The sequence below is a fragment of the Brevundimonas sp. genome (assembly GCF_016463295.1).
Lineage (GTDB): Bacteria > Pseudomonadota > Alphaproteobacteria > Caulobacterales > Caulobacteraceae > Brevundimonas.
The window spans coordinates 23,360-40,972 of the sequence record NZ_JAEMRO010000008.1 but is presented as its reverse complement, the minus strand read 5'-3'; the positions used below and the strand labels follow the sequence as shown (position 1 = coordinate 40,972).

Genomic DNA, 17,613 nt, shown 5'->3' with positions numbered 1-17,613 from the left:
CGATCAGTTCGCCTCGATCAGGGCATACAGGGCGCGGGCCTCTTCGGCCGGTCCGCGCCGCTCGCCCAGCCCCTCCACCGTCAGATCGATCAGCCGGGGTCCGACCATGAAGGTCAGGCCGTCGCCGACGTGGACGCAGCGGCTGGGCTTGTCCAGCCGGGTCTGACGCCCCGCATGGGTCAGTCGCACCACGCCCCTTTCGACCAGGGCAGCCGCCATCGACCGCGTCTTCACGAACCGCGCGCGCCACAGCCAGACATCGATGCGGCAGGTCGCTTCATTCGTCATGCAGGTGGGCTTTCGGGCTCGTCCCCCCGTGCGGCAACGTAGCTGGCCGAAAGCTGTCGATAGTAGCGCGAGTTGAAGGCCAGAACGGTCAGCAAAACCCCGATCAGGCCCGCGACCACGAAGACGAGGGCGATGGCGCGTGCCTGGCCGGTGCCGAACCAGCCGCCGATCAGTTCGGCACCCGTGCCATCGGTCATGAAGGGCGTCACCACGAACTGTGTCAGGGGCCCGATGAGGAAGGCTGTGACGGGCGAGGCCGCCTGTTCCACCGACTGGGCGAAGCCGAAGACCCGCCCCTGACGCTCGAACGGCACGACCTTCTGAAGCGTGGTGTGTTCGGCGGCCTCGGCCACGGGGCTGATGAAGAACCAGACGAAACAGCCGATGGCCAGAAGCCAGATCCACGGCTGAACGGTGAACAGAGCCGCGGATATCCAGGCCACCAGATTGACCAGCATCAAAGTGCGCAGCGGGTTCCGGCCCAGACCGTACCGCGACACCACCAGTCCCGACAGGATGAAGCCCGTCGAAACGACCGCCAGCATCACCCCCCAGGTCTGCACCGACATCAGGGACAGGGCATAGGCATCCAGCAGGGCCATGAAGACCCCGCCCAGGAAGTTGTTGAAGGTCGCGAACAGGATCAGGGCGAACAGGCCCGGCACCGCGCCGATGACCTTCAGCGTACCCGGCAGGTCGATTTTCGCTCGCGGCTTTTCGCCGTCATCATGGACCGGCGTCGGCTCGTCCAGCTTCATGAGCCAGAGGTGCAAGCCGACGGCCAGCGTCAGACCCAGGGCGAAGACCAGTGTCCCCGTCATCCCTGTCCAGGCAACCAGCAGGCCGCTGATGACCGAGGTGGTCAGAAAGCCGATACCCGTGACCATGCCCACCAGACCATTGGCCTTGTCGCGTCGATCCTCGGGGACCAAGGCCGTGACCAGGGTGGGAAGGGCGATGGAGCGGATGTTGCCGGCGATGACCCCCAGCATGACGACGCCGATCAGCACCCACAGCATGGGCCCCGACACATCGCGAAACTGCGAGGCCGGCGTGACCAGCAACACGGCCAGCGACACCGCATAGAAGGTCAGCGACGCCAGGCTGGAGCCCAGCATGACCTGCTTCTTGCGGTGGTGATCCACCAGACTGCCGAACCAGATGGCGAAGGCGGCGGTCAGGACCAGAAACACGCCAGCGATCATGCCGGTCGCGAACACCGATCGCGTTTCCAGAAAGACCCAGAAGGTCAGGGCGAACCACACCGTATAGTTGACTATATTGGCCACAGCATTGTTCGCCAGCACCTGATGAAACGGGCTCATTGCGCCCCGCTGCGTGGGCGACGACGGCGGCGTCGGTTCGGTGCAGGCTTGGCCGTCAGAGCCGAGAGGGCCGCGAAAGGAGAGTCCTTGATCTGACGGGCCTGGCCCTCTCCCGCGTCCGCCTGCTGTGCGCGGGTGGACTTCAAGGCGGCGAATAGGGCTTGCGATTGTTCTCGCGTCAGGCCGAGCGTGGTCAAATCGGTGTCCGGCACTGTCCCCTTGCCCTTGGCGCGCGCTTCGCCGAGCGCCTCCAGCGTCTCGATCGGCAAGGCCCAGCGCCCAGCGGCCCGCAGGCCGAAGGCCGACAGAAGGCGAGGCGAGGGGGAGGGGTCGGGCAGCAGCGTCAGGGTCGCTTGAACCGGGCGGAACGGCTCCCGCGCCACGAACGCCTGCGCCACCGCGCGGGGGCGATCCTTCAGCAAGGCGGGCATCCAGACGGAGTGCGCTCCCACCCGGATCCCAAACGTCTTCAGCGTGCGGCGCTCGACCTGGCTGAGCGCCGACAGGTCACGCTCGACGTCGCGGCGGTCCAGAATGCCGCCGGTTTCCAGCAGGCGGAACGCTAGCCCGCGCGGCAGACCCTTCAGCGCGCCGGTCTCGACGGCGGTTCTGAGCCTGCGCAGGGGTCGTAGCGCCCGACCCGCCTCGGCTGCCAGCCAGGCCTCCAGCCGGCGCTGGGCCCGCTCGCGGGCCGCGATCGGACCCAGCTCGCCCAGCAGCCTGACCTTGGGTGCAAACCAGTCGCCGCCCGCAACCTGACCGGCCTGGGCGCCGCGCCACAGGACCGCGCCGTCGGGCAGGACCGCAAAGGCGTCCTCCGTGTCGGCGGCGAGACGACCGAGCCGCCGCGCGATTTCGGGCGTCACGGCCTGGCGGGCGGCATGGCGCAGGGCGCGATCTTCCAGAGCGCCGCCACCCTTTTCGATCTGGAAATGGATGCCGTTCAGCTGACCGACGGCATGCCCCTCGACGACGACGGCTCCATCGCCGGCGACATCGGCGACGGTGTCCTCGGTCACGTTCAGGGCTCGCATCAGGGCCGTGGTGCGACGGTCCACGAACCGCGCGGTCAGCCGCTCGTGCAGCACGTCGCTGAGCCGCTCCTCCAGTGCCTTCGTCTTGTCGCGCCAACCCTGCGCCTGATCCAGCCAGTCGGGACGATTGGCGATGTAGGACAGCGTCCGCACCCCGCTGAGACGCGCCGACAGCTGGTCGATCTGGCCGTCGTCGCGGTCCAGTTCGGCGAAGCGCGGCGCGATCCAGTCCTGGCTCAGACGCCCGTGCCGCCCGGTCAGGGCCTGGAAGATTTCCTTCGATAGCCGCGCATGCTCGTCCAGCGTCGTCTTCTGGAAGTCGGGCAGCTGGCACGCCTCCCACAGGCGCATGATGGCCCCGCGCGAGCGGCTGATGCGGGCCACATCCTCATCCTTGATCGCGCGCCGCAAGAGGGTCTCGTCCAGCGCCGGCTGGGTCAGGTTCAGCCCCCGAAAGCCGGAGCTCACCGTCAGCGACCGCAGCAGATCGGGCAGGGTGTCGAAGTCCAGCCGCGCATTGCGCCATTCGGCCGCCTCGACCGGATCGAAACGATGCTCGACGACCTGTTCGACGATGTCCTGATCCAGCTCGGTCGCCTCGGCGGTGACGCCGAAGGTGCCGTCGCGAAGGTGCCGTCCGGCCCGGCCCGCGATCTGGCCGATCTCATGCGCATGCAGCCAGCGGGTGCGCCGCCCGTCGAACTTCCTCAGGCCCGCGAAGGCGACATGGTCCACGTCCATGTTCAGCCCCATGCCGATGGCGTCGGTGGCGACCAGAAAGTCCACCTCGCCCGACTGGAACAGCTCGACCTGGGCGTTGCGGGTTCGAGGCGACAGGCTGCCCATGACCACGGCCGCGCCCCCCCTCTGGCGCCGGATCAGCTCGGCGATGGCATAAACCTGGTCTGTGGAGAAGGCGACGATGGCGCTGCGCGGTGGCAGCCGGGTCAGCTTCTTGGAGCCCGCATAGGTCAGGGTCGACAACCGCTCGCGCGTGACGATCTCCACATCCGGGATCAGCGAGCGGATCAGGGGGGCCATGGTGCCGGCGCCTAGGAACATGGTCTCGAACCGCCCGCGCGCATGCAGCAGCCGCTGGGTGAAGACGTGGCCCCGCTCCGGGTCCGCGACCAGCTGGATCTCGTCGATGGCCAGGAACTCGACCTGGCGCTCCAGGGGCATGGCCTCGACCGTGCAGACGAAGAACTGCGCCCGGGGCGGGACGATCTTTTCCTCGCCGGTGACCAGAGCCACTGACGACACCCCGCGTCGCTTGACGATCCGGTCGTAGATCTCGCGCGCCAGTAGCCGCAGCGGCAAGCCGATCATGCCCGAGGCATGGCCCAGCATCCGCTCGACCGCCAGATGGGTCTTGCCGGTATTGGTGGGCCCCAGGACCGCGACGACGCGGGAAGGAGCCTGGCCGGTCGAACGGTCGCTCATGATATCGATAAGGTGGCGACTTGTTCGCCGTTCCTCAAGCGAGGCCTTGTCGCCGCGACAATCCCGCCCGTGCCGCCAGATAGACCAGCAGGCCGATCGGACCCGCCATCAGCGTCAGGAACAGCACCGGCACCATGGCCCAGTGTGGCACGCCGCGCTTGCCCGCATCTTCCACGGCCCAGGCCCCGACCCACAGATCGAACGCCAGATAGTGGACCCAGCCGACCAGCACCGCCTCGGGCCGGGAAAACAGGGCTGTGACCCCTGCCAGCGTGGTGAACCCGCCACCCTCACTCATACCGCCACCCACGATCGAGCCGATCAGCAGCCCCGCATAGGTCAGGGCCAGCGCCACCCCGATCACGCGGGCCGCAAGCACCAGCCGATCCCGGGCCAACGGCGCAAAAGCCAGGGCGATCCAGCCAAGAAGTGCGATCAGATTGGCGATGTCGAACAGGCGATCGGCGGTCATGGCGGCGGGTCTCCTCGCACCGATTAATGCGCGTAAACGCCTTGGAGGAACAGGGCCGAAACGAATCAGGACCGAATCAGTGACACCGCCCGATTCGGGTTTTGTTCTCCACAAGATATTGTATCTTAACGACGATTAACCACAATCGCATTTCCGCAGCGTCCAGGTAGAGCGGGGCTTCCGCTCGGGCGACTTTGGTTTTGATCGCCTGCCCGCTTCCCCCGCACCGCTTCTGACGCTAGTTCACGCTCGCGTGGTCCCGTAGCTCAGCCGGATAGAGCAAGGCTTTCCTAAAGCAGAGGTCGGGGGTTCGAGTCCCTCCGGGATCGCCACCTCATCCTCCCAACCTTTCACGACTCGGCCTTGAGCGGCCGATCCTCCAGCCATGGCGCTACAAGCGTCCTCACATCGACGCGGGCTTTCAGACGGGCGGCCAGAAGGGCGGTGCCGCTGATCTTGCGCTGGGCGAACAGGACACCGGTGGGCGGCAGATGCCAGGCGCGGGTGTCGGCAGCGATCTCCATGCCTTGATCGCGCAGGGCGGCGACAAAGCGGCGGTCGCTGAAGTCGAACAGGCCGGGGCGGTTCATCTCGCCCAGGATGACGTCGATCATCCGGTCCACGCCCTCGGCATGGTGGTTCACCACGCCCGAGCCGAGAAAACCCGCCGCCAGTGCCGCCTCGCGCACGGCATCGCGGTCGCCCGCCATACCGGCCCTCAGAAGGGCGCGATAGCCTTCTGACGTGGCCGCATCGACCGGTCGGGCCGCGCCGAAGTCTAGCAGGACCAGCCGCCCCGTCGCGGGCTGGATGCGATAGTTGGCGAAGTTGGGATCGGTCTGCATGACCCCGAACTCGAACAGTTCACGCAGCACCAGCCGCATCAGGGTCTGCATCGCCGCATCGCGGTCGGCCTGGGGCGCGGTCTCCAGCGTCTCGATAGGGCGACCGTCCAGCCAGGTCATGGCTAGGATGCAGGAGGTGGTCAGGTCCGGGTCCAGGGTGGGCACCACGACCTCGGGCATGTCGGCCAGCAGGCGACCGAACAGGCTCATCTGCTCGCCCTCGCGCTGATAGTCGGCCTCCTCGGCCAGTTGCAGCTTGGCCTCGGCCAGCAGGGGCGCGATGTCCAGGCCGCGCGGCAGGGCCCCGGACATCTTCAGCAGGGTGGCGACATTGTCGACATCGGCGTCGATACTGTCCCGAACGCCCGGATACTGGACCTTGATCGCCAGCGCGCGACCGTCGCGGGCGACTGCCCGGTGCACCTGACCGATGGAGGCGGCGGCGACGGGGCTGAGGTCGAAATGGGTGAACCGCTTGCGCCAGTCCGGGCCCCACTCCTGGACCAGCACCTTCAGCAGCTGGGCCGGGGGCATGTGATGGCCATTGTCGCGCAGGCGCGCCATGATCTGGGTCAGCTCGGCCGGCAGGATGTCCCCGGCATCCATCGATATGATCTGGCCCAGCTTCATCGCCGCGCCGCGCAGGTGCGACAGCCGGTCGGCGATCCGACCGACATTGGCAGGCGTCAGCAGCATGTCGCGCAGCTGCGGCCGCTCGCCGTCCGCCAGCCGCCGCGCCCCTTCGGCCAGCATGCCGCCCGCCACGGACCCGGCGAGCCGCCCGAACTGTCCCAGCCGGGATATCCGCCCGCGCGGGATGTTGCGGGCGCGTGCCCGGTCATCGTCGCTTGTCATGGCCTCACCACCCTTGTGTGCCCGGTCCACCCTTGAACGGCCCCGCCAGGCGCGAGGTGATCCAGCCGCCGTAGAAGTCGCCAGCCTGAGGCGTGACGATCTCGCCATCCACGCTGCAATGGTCGAAGGGTGCGGCGTAGAAGGCGATGTGATCGCGCAGAGCCTGGAACGTCGGCGTCGGATCAGGATAGCTCCAGCCGACCCGATGCAAGACCTTGTCGTCGATCACGACATCCCAATACAGCGCCGCTCCCTTCCATTCGCAGAAGGACCCGCCGCCAGCGGGCCTCAGCACGCCGGGCGCGATGTCACGTTGCGGGATGTAGTAGGTGGGTGGATGGCTGGTTTCCAGGGTGCGGACGGCGTTTCGCGTATCGGCCACCAGTCGCCCGCCATGGCGGATGACGATGTGGGCCGCTGTCGGCTCGGCCACCGCCGGGCGGGGGTAGGCCCAGACGCTCTCCTGGCCGGCGAGCGGCTCATCGGGCTGTGGTCTCATGAACGTCGATCCCGGCTGGCGACCAGACGCTGGAGACGGGGCCGCAGTCTCAAAAAGCCTCGATACAGGCGCTCAAGTGCCCAAAGAATCAGGGGCGCGCGTGCGGCGATACCCAGCGGACGCAGGACGGGAATGGCCCGCCACATGGCCGCGAACGCGGCCGCTCCGGACAGAAGCTGCCCATTCTCGCTGGCGTGGAACCGCGCCAGCAAGGCTGCCCGGTCGGTTGGGCAGTTGGCGGTCTGGTCATGAACCAGGTCGATGAACTGGATAGTGCCCCGGCGATCAAGACGCCGCATCAACGCGATTTCCCGTCGGCAGAGCGGGCAGGCACCATCGTACCAGACAAGCAGTTCTGTCATGGCTGACATATGGGGCTGGCCCCTGCGCAGTCAGCCCGCCGCGACATCACGCCTCCTGGGCCCACAGCCGGCGGTATTCGCCGTCCGGATCGTGCATCTGGGCCTGATACTCCGGGTCGAACCGGCGGCCCTGGCGTGGGTCGGTACCGCGCCCGGCGATGTAGAGCCAGTTCCCCTGATTGCTGCAGACGTCATAGTCGATCAGCTGCGCCTCGAACCAGGCCGCCCCCGCCCGCCAGTCACACGCCAGGTCATGGATCAGATAGCTGGCCGCGATCTGGCGCATGCGATTGGACAGATAGCCCGAGGCCGCCAGTTCGCGCATGCCGGCATCGACGAAGGGCTGCCCGGTCTGGCCACTGCACCAGGCGGCGAAGGCCTCGGCGTCATGTGAAGGATAGGGCAGGGTGCTGAGACCGTTATGCCGGAACAGGCGGCGGCCATGTTTGAGAGACGAAAACCGGAAGTAGTCGCGCCACAGCAGCTCGAAGACGATCCAGCGGGAGCCGTCGCTGACGCCGAAGCGGTCTTCGTGTTTCAGGAGGGCCTCGTGAACCGTGCGCGGTGACATCGCGCCAGTGGCCAGCCAGGGCGACAGCTTGGTCGAATAGTCCCTCCCCGAAAGGCCGTTGCGCGTCGTCTTGTAGCTGCGCGGCAAAGGGCCTGAAAAGTAGCGCTCGACATGGGCCAGGGCCGCAGCCTCCGATCCGTTGAAGCGGGCGTCGTCGTAGGGGAAGGATGTGCGCGCGTCGGGGCGGGCGGTCTGCTCGACGACCGCGTCGCGGGCCACTTCTGTCTGTGGCAGGGGCGGGACGACGTCGGGTGCAGGGATGGCCGCGTGAGGCCGGACATCGGCCTTCTCGACCGCCTGGCGGAAGGGCGTGAAGATGTCCGGCAGTCTGGCGATGTCGAACGGCAGGTCGGCGGGGTCAAGCAGGCTGGACTGCCAACTGTCCTCGATGTGCAAGCCAGCTGCCCGCAGAGCCTCGACCTGATCGATCTCTTCGGGCGCGGCGATGTGTTCGCACAATACGGTGTCGGCTCCGCACGTCTTGGCTAAGACCGAGAGCTTGTCGGTCGGATTGCCCTTCAAGATGAGCAGATCCGAGCCGCGCGCCTGAAGGGCTGATCGGAGCCCAGCTAGCGCCTGGTCGCGGAAGCGACGTCGATGTTCGCCCCAGCGCAGGAAGCCCCATCGTGTCAGGGCCTGCGCCTCGTGGTCCAAGACATAGACCGGGACGAGGGTCCGTGATCGCGCGCAGGCGTCGCTGAATGCGGGATTGTCGGTCAGGCGCAGGTCGTTGCGGAACCAGTACAGGGCACAGTCGATCAACATGCCGCCCGGCTCTCTGACGCCCGCAGCCCCTATTTCCATTTCGACCCGTCGCCGTGCTTGCCGATACTGGCCCATTCGGGCGGGGCGGCCTTGTGGACGTACTGCTCGGAGACCATCCAGCCCTTGATGGGCCTCAGGACCGCCAGACAGGCGAGGACCAAGAGCGGCATGGTCACGACCAGATGCACCCAGATCGGCGGCTGGACCGTGAATTCGAACCACATGAACAGGCCCAGACCCACTGTCCCGACGCCGGTCATGCCGAAAAAGGCCGGGCCGTCGGCGGGGTCGGCAAAGCTGTAGTCCAGGCCACACTCCGGGCAGGCGTCCCTGATCTTGAGATAGCCCCGCAGCAACGGCCCCTTGCCGCAGCGCGGGCACCGGCAGCGCAGGCCGGTCGAAAGGGTGCTGAGGCGGGGATAGACAGGATCGGTCATGGCAGGGATGTCGGCCTCTGGTGGCGCGAGGGCAAGCGGCACCTTTGTCGCGGCGACCGGTGGTCACCGATCGTTAACTGCGTTGAAAGGCCGAGGCGGTAACCGTGCGCGTACATGTCCGGGGCCTCCGTCAGCAAGCGCGTCCTTCGCACCACCGTGGCCGCTGCCGCGGCGGGCGCGGTCGCGTTCTCGCCGCTGGCTTCCCTGGCACAGGAAGGGTCAGCGGCGCTGGACCCCGTCACCATCCGCATCGGGGCCAACAGCGAATTCACACGGGTCGAGTTCGCCGGCGTCATCGGTTCGCGCTCCCGCGTGCGACGCGAGGGCCGCAACATCATCGTGCGGATCGGCACGACCGCTGCCCCGGACGTCTCACGCCTGAAGGTCGATCCGCCGCCCGGCGTCGAAAAGGTCGAGACCCGCGCCGTGACCGGCGGTACCGAACTGGTCCTGACCCTGGCGGAGGGCGGCGACGCGCGCTCGGGTAGCGCGGACGGGGCGGTCTATCTGAACCTGTATGCCCAGGCCGCCGAGGCTCCGGCCCCCGCCGCCGGTAGCGCCGCCGCCACCGTGCCGGTGACGACCCGCGCCGAGGCCGGGCGTGTCACCCTTGATTTCGGATGGACGACGCCGGTCGGTGCTGCCGTCTTCCGTAGGGGCGAGGCGGTCTGGATCGTCTTCGACAGCCGCGCCCGTCTGGACATGGCAGGGGCCAAGGCCTTGGGACCGGCCACCGAGGCCAAGTGGACGGCCGGGGCCGACCATGTCGCGGTGCGTATCGCTGCGCCCCAGGCGCTGGCGGTTTCCGCCGTCGCGGACGGAACGACCTGGCGCGTCACCATCGGCGGCTCCCCCACGGCCGTCGAGGGCGTGCAGATCGCGCGCGACGATACAGGCGACGCAGCCCTGGTCGCCCGCATGGCCGGGGCGACCAAGGCGGTCTGGCTGACCGATCCCGTCGCGGGCGACCGGTTCGCCGCCGTTACGGCGCTGGCCCCCGGCAAGGGGTTCGGCGCGCGGCGCAAGACGATGGACCTGGCCCTGCTACCGACGGCGCATGGCCTGGCGGTCGAAACCACGGCCCCCGATCTGGCCATCCTGGCTGAGGGCGATCTGGTGACCCTCAGCCGCCCCGGCGGCCTGATCCTGTCGCCGCCGTCGGCCGAGCTGGAAACCGGCGTGGCTCAGGCAGATGCGCCGCAGCGTGCGCAACATCCCGGCCTGATCCTCGCTCAATGGGCCGATGCGGGTGAAGGCGGCTTTTCCGCACGCTACCGGGCCCTTCAGGATGCCGCCGCGCTGGAAGCCCAGACCGCAGGCGACGATCCCCGGGCCCCGGCCGAGGCACGGTTCGCCTTCGCCCGGTTCCTGATCGGCTCGGGGCTGAGCTATGAGGCGATCGGCGTCCTGAACGCCATCGTGGCCAAACAGCCGAACATGATCGGCGAGCCGGAACTGCGCGGCCTGCGCGGTGCCGCCCGCGCCTCCATCGGCCGGATGGAGGAGGCCCAGGGCGACTTCGCCTCTGCCGCCGTGGCGGGCGACCCTGCGTCCTCGGTCTGGCGCGGCTATATCGCCTCGACCCAGGGAGATTACACCACCGCGCGTCAGGCCTTCACCGCGGGGGCCTCGGCCATCGACCAGTTCCCGGCCGAGTGGCGCGCGCGCTTCGGGGTGGCCCATGCACTGGCCGCGCTGGAGACGGGCGATCTGGACGCGACCCGCGCGCTTCTGGCCTATGCCTTCAGCCAGGAAGCGCCCGCCGCCGACGAACTGGCCGCGCGTCTGGTTCAGGCCAAGCTGTTCGAAATTGATGGCCAGTCGGACAAGGCCCTGGCCGTCTATACCGCCGTCGGTCGCGCGCCGATGGACGCCATCGCCGTGCCCGCCAAGCTGGGGGCGGTGCGCCTGTCGATGGCCAAGGGCACGCTGACGCCCGCCGCAGCGGCCGCCCAGATGGAGAGCCTGCGCTGGCGCTGGCGCGGCGATGCGACCGAGCTGGCTGTCATCCGTCAGCTGGGTCAGCTCTATCTGTCGCAGGGTCTGTACCGCGAGGCGCTGACGGCGCTGAAGGCGGCAGGGCCGCGCATGGCGCGCCTGCCGGGGGCACCCGAAATCCAGGCCGATCTGAACAACGCCTTCCGCGCCCTGTTCCTGGAGGGCGGTGCCGACGGGCTGCAGCCGATCCAGGCGCTGGGCCTGTTCTACGATTTCCGTGAACTGACGCCGATCGGGGCCGATGGCGACGAGATGGTGCGCCGCCTGGCCCGCCGTCTGGTAGACGTCGACCTGCTGCCGCAGGCGGCGGAGCTGCTGAAGTATCAGGTCGAGAACCGGCTGGAGGGCGTGGCCAAGGCCCAGGTCGCGACCGATCTCGCCACCGTCTATCTGATGGACCGTCAGGCCGAGGCGGCCTTGCAGGCCCTGTGGTCGTCGCGCTCTACGCTTCTGCCGACAGCGATGAACGCCGAGCGCCGCGCACTGGAGGCTCGCGCCCTGACGCAGCTGGGCCGTTATGACCATGCGCTGGAAATCCTGGGCAGCGACAACGGTCCGGAAGCGCGGGCGGTCAAGGCCGAAATCCTCTGGAAACAGCAGCAGTGGCCCCAGGCCGCGGCCCTTTACGAGGCCGGGCTGGGCGAGCGCTACAAGGCGGGCGGGGCCCTGACGGCGGACGAGGAGGCGCGTCTGCTGCGCGCCGGGATCGGCTATTCGCTGGGTCGCGACGCGGCGTCGCTGAACCGCCTGTCGCGCAACTATCGCCCCTATGTGGCGGGGGCCCGCAACAAGCCGGCCCTGTCGATCGCGCTGGATGGTCTGGACGGGACGGATGGCGAGACGTCGGCCGCCGACTTCGCCGGACTGGCGACGTCCGCCGATACCTTTGCCGGCTGGGTCACGGCCATGAAGACCGAGCTCCGAACGAAAACGGGCGGCGGCCCTGCGGCCCCCGCCCGTTCGTAATCACCGTATTCCGCTCATCCCGGCGAATGCCGGGACCCAGATGGAAAACTCCGGATCATGATGCAGTGGGCGTTGGGGGTTGAACCCATCGGCCCGCGCTCGTGATCTTGGCCCCGGCATTCGCCGGGGTGAGCGGTTGAAAATGGGTCTTACTTGTTGACCGCATCCTTCAGCGGCTTGGACACGCGGAAGCGCACGGCCTTGGAGGCGGCGATCTTGATGGTCGCGCCCGTGGCGGGGTTGCGGCCTTCGCGAGCGGCGCGGGCGGCGGTGTCGAAAACGCCCAGGTTCGAAATGCGGACATCGCCACCGGCGGTCAGCGAGGCATGGATGTTCTTGACGATGGCTTCCAGCACGCGGCCGGCATCGGCTTGGCTGACACCCGCGTCCTTGGCGACGGCGGAGATGAGTTCGGCTTGAGTAGTCATAAGGGTCGTTTCCCGATGTAAGCTCGCTCCGATTCCGGAGCGATGACCGGGGGATGAGGGCGACTTTTTTCCGACAATGCAAGCGTCATCGCCGCTGTAGTGCCCGCAGGGTGGGGATTTATCCCGCGCCGGACGCCCTCTGGAAGCTCTCGACCAGGCTTCCGCAGACCAGTCTCCAGCCGTCCACCAGCACGAAAAAGATCAGCTTGAAAGGCAGGGAGATCACCACCGGCGGCAGCATCATCATGCCCATGGACATGAGTACGCTGGCGACCACCAGATCGATCACAAGGAACGGAACGAAAAGGAGAAATCCGATCGTGAAGGCGGTCTTCAGCTCACTGATCATGAAGGCAGGCGTGACCACCCGCAGAGGCAGTTCGGCAGGCGGTGTGGAGGCCTCCACGGCCGACAGCCGGGTGAACAGCGACAGGTCGTCCGGGTCCACCTGAGAGAGCATGAAAGTCTTCACAGGTTCGGCCGCCGCATCGAAGGCCTGCGGCAGCTCCATCTGCTGATCCATCAGGGGTCGGATGCCCGAATCATAGGCGTCCTGCCACGTCGGGGCCATGACGACGGCACTCAGGAACAGCGCCAGGGACACGATCACGGCATTGGGCGGCGACTGCTGCATGCCCAGCGCCGTCCTCAGAAGGGACAGCACAACGACGATCCGCACGAAGCTGGTGGTCATGATCACAATCGACGGAGCCAGCGACAGCACGGTCATCAGGCCGACCAGTTGCACCACCCGCTCGGTCAGACCCGCGCCTGTGCCCAGATCGACATTGATCGCCGCGCCGCCCGAGGCGACGTCTTGCGCAAACGCCCCCAGCGGCCACAGCATGCACAACAGGGTCGCGATCAGCGACAGCTTGGCCGCCTTGGCCAGCTCGGCGCGGGTCGGGACGACAAAGAGGCCGGATAGTTTCACTGGTCCGATCCCCGGGGCTCGATCAGTTCGCGCCCTTCGCCCAGCACCAGCAGGCGTTCCTCGTTGTCGATCCGCACCAGGACCAGCCGCCGCGCGGGATCCAGCACCAGGGTCTCGACGATCTGCATGCGGCGCGGCCCGCGATCGGCGCTCAGCCGGGCCAGCAACTGCGGCGCATAGCGGCGTGCGGCCCAGGCGGCCAGGCCGATGATGCCCAGGGTGAAGGCCAGGGCGAACAGTGCCCGCAACAGATCGAGGAAATTCATGCGCCGCCGGTCCCGCCGGCATCGGTCGTCCGGCCCGCCAGATGTCGGCCATCGTGGTTAACGGCGCGTATAGATAACGTCCCATTAACCATGCACGCGGCATTTTCTGCCCATCTTCAGGGGCGATCCGCGCCCGGAGGGATGTCCGTGGGCCTCACCGACCTGCCACTGCTGAGCCAGATCAAGGGCCGCCTGTCCTGGCTGGACGAGCGCCAGCGGGTCGTCGCCCAGAACGTCGCCAACTCCGACACTCCCGGCTATGTCGCCCGCGACCTGCAACAGCCGACGGATTTTGCAGCCGCCATGGCGCGAGGCCAGGGGGTGCAGATGATGCGCACCAGCGCCATGCATATCGCGCCCCAAGGGCAGGTCGCGCGTTTCGAAAGCAAGGCCGCGCCCGATTCAGAGACCACGCTGGATGGCAACTCGGTCGTGGTCGAGGAGCAGATGCTCAAGATGGCCGAGAGCCGCATGGCCTATGATGCCGCCATCGGCTTCTACCAGAAATCCATGCAGATGCTGCGGATGGCCGCGCGCAAGCCCGGCGCGGCCTAGGGCCAGGAGACTGATCGATGACCGACGCCGTACCGCCCAGAAACAGCGCCATGGCCGTGGCCGCCAGCGCCCTGAAAGCTCAGCAGTCGCGCATGCGGGTGATCGCCGAGAACATCGCCAACGCCCAGTCCACGGCCCCGACCGCGGGCGGCCAACCCTACAGGCGTCAGGTGCCGGTCTTTCAGGCGCGAGAGATCGACGGCGCGACCGGCGTCACCCTGGCCGAGGTCCGGCCCGACATGGGCGACTTTCGCAGCGAATACGATCCGTCCCATCCGGCCGCCAATGCCGAGGGCTATGTCCTGCGCCCCAACGTCGACACCCTGGTCGAGGCGATGGACATGCGCGAGGCCCAGCGCGCCTACGAGGCCAATCTGAACGTCATCGAGACGGCGCGGTCGATGGAGACCCGCACCCTCGACCTGCTCAAGCGATAGGATCTAGGCCATGAATCCGATGATGGCGGCCAAGGCCTATGCCTCGATCCAGGGCGGGGCCATGCCCACCGCCCCGGTCCAAGGGCCGGCGCAGTCCGGCTTTGCCGAAATGCTGACCAGCGTCATGGGCGACATGACCCAGACGTCAAAGGCCGCCGAAACCCAGATGGCCGCCTCGGTCCAGGGCCAGGGCAGCCTGATCGACGTCGTGACCGCCGTCTCGTCGGCCGAGGCGTCGCTGGAAACCGTCATGGCGGTGCGGGATCAGGTGATCCAGGCCTATCAGGAAATCATGCGGATGCCGATCTAATCGGCGTCTGCCTTACGCGCCGAGGATCCAGCCTTCTTCCTGCTCGACCTGGGCGATGAGAGCCTCGGACGCGTCCTTGGGCGGGGCGAAGGCCTTTTCCAGATCACCCGCCTCGTCAAGCTTGGCGAAGTGTTCGGCGGTGACGCGGACCTGCGCCTGATCCTTGAACTCGCCGGGGTTGGGCGTCGCGTCCCACATCGACGGATAGACCTCGACCACCAGAGCCGACAGCGGCTCGACGTCGTCGGTGCCCAAGGCGCGCCAGCCGGTGCCGAACGGCCAGACGGCGCCTGATGGGCCCAGCTTCTCCAGCAGACGGCGCACGGCCGGGATGCCGACCAGGGTCTGCCCGCCGACAGCGCCGGCTCCGTGCATCTGCCAGTTCGACTTGGGTTGCAAACGACCCTTGCGGATCGCCTCCTCGGTCGCGCGAAATTCGGGGATGTCGGCCCCGGCCCCTGCAGGCGGCTTGGTCGTGGTCAGCCAGCGCTGGGCCTGTTTGGCGGGTGTCCCCCAGAAGGGCCAGGCTTCGTCCGTCATCAGGCGGTTCATCTTGGCCGCGACCTGATAGCGGTTGTTGGTGTTGTCGGCCTTGTCGACGATGTTGCTGGACAGGAATTTCCACAGCGCGGACCAGGCCGGGGTGTCCTTCAGGCCCAGTCGCGCCGCCGTGCCCGCCGGATAGCCCAGCGAGAAATCGAAGCCGACCAGAACCCGGTCGCCGCGCTTCCTGTGGTCGGCCAGCAGCGAGGCCAGCAGGGCCTCCCCCTCGGCGCGCGTGGCGACGTTGTGGGTCTCGGAATACAGGCGGAAACGCACGTCGCGCTTGGCCACCCCGATCCACACGGAGTTTTCGCCCAGCTTCTTGCCCTCGGCGGCAGTCCAGTCAGCAATGATATAGGCGTCGAACAGGCGGGCCACTGCGGGCTCCTAAAAGGCTGGGCGTAAACAGGATGCGGGCTTCTAGCCCATTTTGGCGCGGGGGCTAATCGTCCGACGGGCAAAAAAGTGTTTCGGCGTTCGTTCAGACCGCAGGCGCGCCGCGCAACTGGATCAAGGGGATGATGATGTCCTCCTCGTCATCCAGATGACGCCGCAGGGGGCGGGTCGCGCCTGCGATCCGGTCGCCGAGGCGATGGGCATGATCGGCGGCGTCGAGGGCCTTGCCGGCCAAAGCCTGGTGGAAGGCCATGCCGTCGCGGAACATGGCCTCCAGCGTTTTGTGGACAGCGTCATGGTCGCGGTCCAGCAGGTCGATGCCGCGATCGATCCGGGGCTCCATCGCGCGCAGGGCCGGAAAATAGTGGCCGCTCTCGACGCGGTGGTGGCCGTCCAGATGCTGCAGGAAGCCTTGCAGGGCGGGGATCAGCTGACGGTGCAGGGCGACCAGGTCGCCGTCTGACCGCCACCGGTCGACCAGATTGATCATGTGTCGCTGATGGTCGCGAAAGCCGTCGTGCATCTGAAGCCAGAAGGCGGCGGTCTGATCCAGTTCGCTGCGCACCCAGCGATCGCGCGGAAAGCCTTCGAGCAGATAGCGCATCTCGGACGGCAAGCCGTTGCGCGAGCCGAGAGCCAGCGCGTCGTAGGTGTGATCAGACAACGGCGGTCGTGGTCTTGATGAAGCCGCCGCCCAACAGGCGGTCGGGATCGGCGGGGTCGTACAGGGCACAGGCCTGGCCCGGCGCGACGCCTTCCTCGCCCTGGTCGAAGCTTACGGCCACCACGCCGTCCGTCATGGACAGGCGAGCAGGCGACGGCGGGCGGGTCGAGCGCACGCGGGCCAGGACAGGCGCACGGGCTTTGGCGGCATCTTGCATCGTGGCCTCGTCACCCAGCCAGTTGGTTTCGTCCAGCGTCAGGGACGCGGTCAGCAGGGCCTCGCGCGGGCCGACGATAACGTGACGTTTGGCGGGATCCAGCCGCGTCACGAACAAAGGTTCGCCCACTGCAACGTTCAGGCCGCGCCGCTGGCCGATGGTATAGTCGGTGATGCCCGCGTGGCTACCCAGAACGCGGCCATCCATGTGCACGATCTCGCCTGCCTCACGCCCCTGTGGGCGCAGCTTGTCGATCAGGGTGCGATAATCGCCGTTGGGCACGAAACAGATGTCCTGGCTGTCCGGCTTGGCCGCAATGCGCAGGCCCAGCGCCGCCGCCACGCCGCGCACCTGAGGCTTCTCCAGATCGGCCAGCGGGAACCTCAGATAGTCCAGCTGATCCCGCGTTGTGGCGAACAGGAAATAGGACTGGTCGCGGCTGTGATCGACGGCCTTGCGCATCTGGGCGCGGCCACCCGCAACGGATCGCCGGACGTAATGGCCCGTCGCCATCGCCTCGGCCCCGAGGTCGCGGGCGACGTCAAGCAGATCGCGGAACTTGACGGTCTGGTTGCAGCGGATGCACGGCACGGGCGTCTGGCCAGCCAGATAGCTGTCGGCGAACTGATCGATCACCGCGTCGCGGAACTTGGATTCATAGTCGAGGACGTAGTGGGGGATACCCAGCATCTCGGCGGCCAAGCGGGCGTCGTGAATGTCCTGCCCGGCACAACAGGCCCCCTTCTTCTTCAGGGCCGCGCCATGGTCATAGAGCTGCAGGGTGACGCCGACGACGTCATAGCCTGCCTTGTGCAGCAGGGCTGCCACCACAGTAGAGTCCACCCCGCCGGACATGGCCGCGACCACGCGCGATCCGACCGGCAGGCCGACCGCCGCGCGCGCGGCCTCGACCGCCGCATCCATGTCGTCCTGCGACGACACGGGGGCGATGTCGGGGATCGGGCAAAGGTCCTCGGTCAGGGTCATGGCCGCTATCTAGGCC

At 67.7% G+C, this 17,613-nt stretch carries 19 protein-coding genes and 1 tRNA gene; 5 read left to right on the top strand and 15 right to left on the bottom strand.

What is annotated here, in order from left to right:
- Positions 1-3: 3 nt before the first annotated feature.
- From JHC81_RS04010 to JHC81_RS03995, 4 genes are read right to left on the bottom strand one after another with little or no spacing between them, the layout of a single operon-like run.
- Positions 4-288 (bottom strand): RNA-binding S4 domain-containing protein, encoded by a 285-nt coding sequence (locus tag JHC81_RS04010; protein WP_292170960.1) that lies wholly within the window; start codon positions 286-288, stop codon positions 4-6.
- Complete coding sequence (locus JHC81_RS04005) at positions 285-1,613, bottom strand: MFS transporter (RefSeq protein ID WP_292170957.1); 1,329 nt, start codon at positions 1,611-1,613, stop codon at positions 285-287. The genes JHC81_RS04010 and JHC81_RS04005 overlap by 4 nt, the downstream gene beginning before the upstream one ends.
- Complete coding sequence (locus JHC81_RS04000) at positions 1,610-4,090, bottom strand: helicase-related protein (protein ID WP_292170955.1); 2,481 nt, start codon at positions 4,088-4,090, stop codon at positions 1,610-1,612. The genes JHC81_RS04005 and JHC81_RS04000 overlap by 4 nt, the downstream gene beginning before the upstream one ends.
- Before the next feature lie 34 nt (positions 4,091-4,124).
- Entirely contained in the window at positions 4,125-4,562 is a 438-nt protein-coding gene (locus JHC81_RS03995; protein ID WP_292170952.1) for an ABA4-like family protein, read from the bottom strand.
- 255 nt (positions 4,563-4,817) lie between these two features.
- On the opposite strand from JHC81_RS03995, the gene JHC81_RS03990 reads away from it, so the two are divergent.
- Positions 4,818-4,894, top strand: a tRNA-Arg gene (locus tag JHC81_RS03990).
- 18 nt (positions 4,895-4,912) lie between these two features.
- Here JHC81_RS03990 and JHC81_RS03985 read toward each other — a convergent pair.
- Genes JHC81_RS03985 through JHC81_RS03965 form a run of 5 tightly spaced genes read right to left on the bottom strand, consistent with a single transcriptional unit; the run spans position 4,913 to position 8,896 of the window.
- Entirely contained in the window at positions 4,913-6,262 is a 1,350-nt protein-coding gene (locus tag JHC81_RS03985; RefSeq protein WP_292170950.1) for an AarF/ABC1/UbiB kinase family protein, read from the bottom strand.
- 4 nt (positions 6,263-6,266) lie between these two features.
- On the bottom strand, positions 6,267-6,761 hold the full coding sequence (locus JHC81_RS03980) for a DUF427 domain-containing protein (RefSeq protein WP_292170947.1): 495 nt from the start codon (positions 6,759-6,761) through the stop codon (positions 6,267-6,269).
- Positions 6,758-7,123: a DUF393 domain-containing protein gene (locus tag JHC81_RS03975; protein WP_292170944.1), complete on the bottom strand. Its 366-nt coding sequence runs from the start codon at positions 7,121-7,123 to the stop codon at positions 6,758-6,760. Before JHC81_RS03975 ends, JHC81_RS03980 begins: the two co-directional genes overlap by 4 nt.
- 46 nt (positions 7,124-7,169) lie before the next feature.
- Entirely contained in the window at positions 7,170-8,459 is a 1,290-nt protein-coding gene (locus JHC81_RS03970; protein WP_292170942.1) for a DASH family cryptochrome, read from the bottom strand.
- A gap of 29 nt (positions 8,460-8,488) precedes the next feature.
- Positions 8,489-8,896, bottom strand: a complete 408-nt coding sequence (locus JHC81_RS03965; RefSeq protein WP_292170939.1) for a DUF983 domain-containing protein — start codon at positions 8,894-8,896, stop codon at positions 8,489-8,491.
- 114 nt (positions 8,897-9,010) lie between these two features.
- Between JHC81_RS03965 and JHC81_RS03960 the strand changes: the two genes are divergently transcribed.
- Entirely contained in the window at positions 9,011-11,860 is a 2,850-nt protein-coding gene (locus JHC81_RS03960) for a hypothetical protein (RefSeq protein WP_292170929.1), read from the top strand.
- A gap of 149 nt (positions 11,861-12,009) precedes the next feature.
- Here the strand turns inward: JHC81_RS03960 and JHC81_RS03955 are convergent, their stop codons facing one another.
- The 3 genes from JHC81_RS03955 to JHC81_RS03945 form a co-directional block, all read right to left on the bottom strand.
- On the bottom strand, positions 12,010-12,288 hold the full coding sequence (locus tag JHC81_RS03955) for an HU family DNA-binding protein (protein WP_292170926.1): 279 nt from the start codon (positions 12,286-12,288) through the stop codon (positions 12,010-12,012).
- A 118-nt stretch (positions 12,289-12,406) separates the two neighbouring features.
- A complete protein-coding gene (gene fliP, locus JHC81_RS03950) occupies positions 12,407-13,135 on the bottom strand; it encodes a flagellar type III secretion system pore protein FliP (RefSeq protein WP_292171026.1) in 729 nt (242 codons plus the stop codon).
- An 83-nt stretch (positions 13,136-13,218) separates the two neighbouring features.
- Positions 13,219-13,488 carry a flagellar biosynthetic protein FliO gene (locus JHC81_RS03945; protein ID WP_292170924.1) on the bottom strand — a complete coding sequence of 90 codons (270 nt, stop codon included), beginning with the start codon at positions 13,486-13,488 and terminating at the stop codon, positions 13,219-13,221.
- A gap of 147 nt (positions 13,489-13,635) precedes the next feature.
- On the opposite strand from JHC81_RS03945, the gene flgB reads away from it, so the two are divergent.
- The 3 genes from flgB to JHC81_RS03930 are packed head-to-tail and all read left to right on the top strand — an operon-like array spanning position 13,636 to position 14,790.
- Positions 13,636-14,043, top strand: a complete 408-nt coding sequence (gene flgB / locus JHC81_RS03940) for a flagellar basal body rod protein FlgB (RefSeq protein WP_292170921.1) — start codon at positions 13,636-13,638, stop codon at positions 14,041-14,043.
- A gap of 50 nt (positions 14,044-14,093) precedes the next feature.
- Positions 14,094-14,480 (top strand): flagellar basal body rod protein FlgC, encoded by a 387-nt coding sequence (flgC, locus tag JHC81_RS03935; protein ID WP_292171023.1) that lies wholly within the window; start codon positions 14,094-14,096, stop codon positions 14,478-14,480.
- 10 nt (positions 14,481-14,490) lie between these two features.
- On the top strand, positions 14,491-14,790 hold the full coding sequence (locus JHC81_RS03930) for a flagellar hook-basal body complex protein FliE (protein ID WP_292170918.1): 300 nt from the start codon (positions 14,491-14,493) through the stop codon (positions 14,788-14,790).
- Between the two features lie 12 nt (positions 14,791-14,802).
- On the opposite strand, the gene JHC81_RS03925 is transcribed toward JHC81_RS03930, so the two are convergent.
- The 3 genes from JHC81_RS03925 to mnmA form a co-directional block, all read right to left on the bottom strand.
- Positions 14,803-15,711, bottom strand: coding sequence for a cobalamin biosynthesis protein CbiG (locus JHC81_RS03925; RefSeq protein ID WP_292170916.1), 909 nt, complete (start codon positions 15,709-15,711; stop codon positions 14,803-14,805).
- 103 nt (positions 15,712-15,814) lie between these two features.
- Positions 15,815-16,393: a hemerythrin domain-containing protein gene (locus tag JHC81_RS03920; protein ID WP_292170913.1), complete on the bottom strand. Its 579-nt coding sequence runs from the start codon at positions 16,391-16,393 to the stop codon at positions 15,815-15,817.
- Positions 16,386-17,597: a tRNA 2-thiouridine(34) synthase MnmA gene (gene mnmA, locus JHC81_RS03915; RefSeq protein WP_292170911.1), complete on the bottom strand. Its 1,212-nt coding sequence runs from the start codon at positions 17,595-17,597 to the stop codon at positions 16,386-16,388. Before mnmA ends, JHC81_RS03920 begins: the two co-directional genes overlap by 8 nt.
- Positions 17,598-17,613 lie beyond the last annotated feature (16 nt).